At 48.1% G+C, this 3670-nt stretch carries 4 protein-coding genes and 4 tRNA genes; all 8 read left to right on the top strand.

Annotated elements, in window-relative coordinates; all coding sequences use genetic code 11:
- Positions 1 to 174 precede the first annotated feature (174 nt).
- Complete coding sequence (gene murB, locus ABD028_RS20345) at positions 175 to 1185, top strand: UDP-N-acetylmuramate dehydrogenase (RefSeq protein ID WP_343847261.1); 1011 nt, start codon at positions 175 to 177, stop codon at positions 1183 to 1185.
- Complete coding sequence (birA, locus tag ABD028_RS20340; RefSeq protein ID WP_343847260.1) at positions 1182 to 2162, top strand: bifunctional biotin--[acetyl-CoA-carboxylase] ligase/biotin operon repressor BirA; 981 nt, start codon at positions 1182 to 1184, stop codon at positions 2160 to 2162. The genes murB and birA overlap by 4 nt, the downstream gene beginning before the upstream one ends.
- Positions 2140 to 2889 (top strand): type III pantothenate kinase, encoded by a 750-nt coding sequence (locus ABD028_RS20335; protein ID WP_343847259.1) that lies wholly within the window; start codon positions 2140 to 2142, stop codon positions 2887 to 2889. Before birA ends, ABD028_RS20335 begins: the two co-directional genes overlap by 23 nt.
- A 136-nt stretch (positions 2890 to 3025) precedes the next feature.
- Positions 3026 to 3101 (top strand) — tRNA-Thr (locus ABD028_RS20330).
- Positions 3102 to 3110: 9 nt separating this feature from the next.
- Positions 3111 to 3195 (top strand) — tRNA-Tyr (locus tag ABD028_RS20325).
- 108 nt (positions 3196 to 3303) lie between these two features.
- Positions 3304 to 3378 (top strand) — tRNA-Gly (locus ABD028_RS20320).
- 7 nt (positions 3379 to 3385) lie between these two features.
- Positions 3386 to 3461: transfer RNA gene (locus tag ABD028_RS20315), tRNA-Thr, on the top strand.
- Positions 3462 to 3523: 62 nt separating this feature from the next.
- The coding region (locus tag ABD028_RS20310) for a GTP-binding protein (protein ID WP_343847258.1) at positions 3524 to 3670 on the top strand (147 nt) is incomplete at its 3' end.

Raw genomic sequence — 3670 nt, 5'->3', positions numbered from 1 at the left:
TTATTGTTTCTCGTTTACCCCAACCGTCAGAACGCTAAAAAGCTGTCGGAATCAATTCCGACCCACTCTGCTTACTGACTACTGCTCCCTGCCCGTTATATTTGGTTAATATTTATTGTTCGACAAGCTCGACCTGAAGGAAGGGGTTAAATACACTAACGGACCCCTTGAAGCATGACTTTGAAGATTACACCTTTGGTTAGATTAGCCCCCTTGCATACATTTGGAATTGATACGAAAGCAGCGCAATTAGTTGAGATCGCTGTTCTGTCAGCGCTATCAACATCACTCCAGGACCCTTACTATCTTTTAGGCGAGGGCAGTAATAGTGTTTTTTTAGAAGACTACGAAGGGTGCATTCTGAAGGTCAACCTTAAGGGAATTGAAATTAAGGAGACCGCCGATAACTATGAAGTCAAAGTTGCCGCGGGAGAAAACTGGCATTCCCTGGTTGAGTTGTTATTAAGTAAGGGGATTTATGGAGCAGAGAACTTAGCATTAATTCCGGGTACGGTTGGTGCAGCGCCTATTCAAAATATAGGAGCGTATGGACGCGAACTTGCCGAGTTCTGTGCCTGCGTGCGGGCACACCATCTTTCTACAGGGGAAAGATTGCAGTTTAGCAACTCAGAATGCCAGTTCGGCTACCGGGATAGCATTTTCAAACGTCCCGAGATGAGCCCAATAATGATCACAGAGGTGATACTACACTTTCCTAAAAACATTGCCGTTCAAACAGATTATGGTGAGTTAAAAGCCCTGGGAAGCCTGGCTACCCCTATGCAGGTTTTTAATAAAGTGGTTGAAACCAGGCGGCTTAAGCTGCCTGATCCTGCTGTGTTTGGCAATGCAGGTAGCTTCTTTAAAAATCCGATCATTGCCAGTAGCCACTATGAGTCACTAAAACAGGCTTGGCCGAATATACCTGGTTTTGTTGTCAATGAGCATGAGGTAAAGGTTCCGGCTGCCTGGCTGATAGACAGGCTTGGCTTTAAAGGTAAAGTCATTGGCGGGGTAGCCTGTCATGCAAATCAGCCTCTGGTGCTGCTGAATGAAGGCACAGCCACTGGCCAGGAACTTCTGGAGCTGGCAAGAGCGATACGCTCTTCGGTGGAGACCCACTTTTCGATAACCTTGGAAAATGAAGTGCGCCTTATTGGTGCTCAGGGATTAGTTGCATTATGACTATGCAGACGGATAGTAAACGTCATCAAATTTTAATCAGACTAGCTGATGGCCGATTCCACTCCGGAGAGGAGCTAGGGGCTGAGTTGGGAATATCCAGGGCCGCCATAAGTAAACATATAAAAGGCCTGGAAGGACTGGGATTGGAGATTTTTTCCGTCACGGGTAAGGGATATCGTCTGGCTGAAAAATTAAAATTATTGGAACAGGCCGAGATTGCTCACCATCGCAGTTTTGCTGATGTTCCTCTGCAAGTTTTGTCAGTAGTGGATTCAACCAATACTTACTTAAAAGAACACCCAGAACTGCACATAAATGGAGGCGCTTGTTTAGCTGAAGCGCAAACCGCAGGCAGGGGAAGGCAAGGTCGGAAGTGGCAGTCTCCTTTTGGTGCCAGCTTATACTTGTCTATGTATTGGGCCTTTTCCGGCGGTTACCAAGCTGTCGGGGGATTGAGCTTAGTGATTGGAGTGGCGGTGGTTGAAGCGCTACAAAAAAACGGTGTAGAAGGGCTTGAGCTTAAATGGCCAAATGATATCTACCTTGAGGGGCGAAAGCTGGGTGGAATTTTGGTGGAGATTGAAGGCCAGATCAATGATCAGAGTCATTGTATTATTGGCGTAGGCATTAACACTTGTCTGCCTGAAGCAACCGGAAAATTGATAGATCAACCCTATGCCGACCTCAGCTCACATTTGGCAATGGAAGTGGACAGGAACAGTATCGCAGTGAATGTTCTCGATTCCCTGCAGCTTAACCTGATGCGGTTTGAACAGGATGGGCTCAAGCCTTACCTAAACCAATGGGATAAGCTCAATTTGTATCGAAATAGGCTCGTCAGAATGATCTGTGGACAAAATCAGTTTGAAGGAAAATGCCTGGGGGTAAATCAGGATGGGGCATTGTTGGTTGAGTTAGACACCGGTGTAAAGGCATTTTACGGAGGGGAAATCAGTGTCAGAAGTGCACTCCAGTAAGTGGCTTTATATTGATGTTGGCAATAGCCGAACCAAAGTTGCTGCGTCAGATGGGACCGTGGTCAGAGTGCTGGGTTGCATTGATACACCCGAAGAGTTGACTCCCTGGCTGGAAGGTGTTGAAGCTGTACTTGTTGCTTCTGTTGGCCATGACGATTGGCTTTCTGGGTTACAGCGCTTAATGGGACGATTAGCCATTCCTCTCTTTCACGCGGAGGTACAGGAATCCTTTGGCTCTATTAAGAACTGCTATGATAACCCCTTACAGATGGGTGTCGACCGCTGGCTTGCCGTAATTGGGGCCGCTCAGTTAACGGATACCGCTTTTGTTGTACTGGACTTCGGCACGGCTATCAATGTTGAATTTGTTGATTCCCAGCACCACTACCTGGGCGGTTGGATAACCCCTGGAATAAGCCTGATGTATAAGGCCTTGTTTGGTGGCACCAGTAAAGTTCGGGGAAATATTTCCGAGCACGCAGGGTTAGCCCCCGGTACCACAACACAAAAAGCAGTGGATGCAGGATGCCTGGCGGCAGCACTCGGCGTGTTGGAACAGGCCAGTGTTCAGGGGAGTAAAATGGCTGTTAATCCGACTATTTTTGTTTGTGGGGGAGATTATCCGAGAATTCAGTCTTTGGTTCGCACCAAAGTGCAGCATGAACCGGATTTAGTTTTCCTGGGAATGCAAAAATACCTAGAACAAATCCGCGGTCAGACAGACTGAATTAGCGTCAATGTGGCGCAAATATGAGCGTTGCAGGCGACAATATGAGCAAGCGGTCCATAAAAGGCATTTTTTTGCAAATTACCTGTTGCGTCCTCCAAAAGCTTCCTCTAGAATGCGCCCCACTTGATGCAGTGCCGGCTTAGCTCAGTTGGTAGAGCAACTGACTTGTAATCAGTAGGTCGCCAGTTCGATTCCGGCAGCCGGCACCATCAAAATTCGGAGGGGTTCCCGAGCGGCCAAAGGGATCAGACTGTAAATCTGACGGCTCAGCCTTCGCTGGTTCGAATCCAGCCCCCTCCACCACTTTATAGGCATTGGCTGTTTCAGCGAATGCCGGGCAAGCAAGGCGATGTATCCAGGCAAAGCCCAAAAGAAATTCTTGGGATGAGGTGGCCTCAAGAGATCAGGATCGCGGGCATCGTATAATGGCTATTACCTCAGCCTTCCAAGCTGATGATGCGGGTTCGATTCCCGCTGCCCGCTCCAATAAAGTGCTGATATAGCTCAGTCGGTAGAGCGCACCCTTGGTAAGGGTGAGGTCGGCAGTTCGAATCTGCCTATCAGCACCACTTCTCTCCCCAGCTCATTCTGCAATTAACCGAAGTAGCAGCCAACCTAAGCTGGGGGAAACATGGCAAAAGAAAAGTTTGAACGTACGAAACCGCACGTAAACGTAGGCACTATCGGCCACGTTGACCACGGTAAAACTACACTGACAGCAGCAATCACTACTGTATTGGCGAAGACCTACGGTGGTTCTGCGAAAGCATTCGACCAA

It is taken from the genome of Bowmanella denitrificans, assembly GCF_039522935.1.
GTDB classification, from domain to species: Bacteria; Pseudomonadota; Gammaproteobacteria; order Enterobacterales; family Alteromonadaceae; genus Bowmanella; species Bowmanella denitrificans.
This window is presented reverse-complemented; position numbering and strand designations above follow the sequence as displayed.

Bases quoted from the DNA above. Each gene is read 5' to 3' on its own strand.
- murB (WP_343847261.1), top strand. From the start codon at position 175: ATGACTTTGAAGATTACACCTTTGGTTAGATTAGCCCCCTTGCATACA.
- birA (WP_343847260.1), top strand. From the start codon at position 1,182: ATGACTATGCAGACGGATAGTAAACGTCATCAAATTTTAATCAGACTA.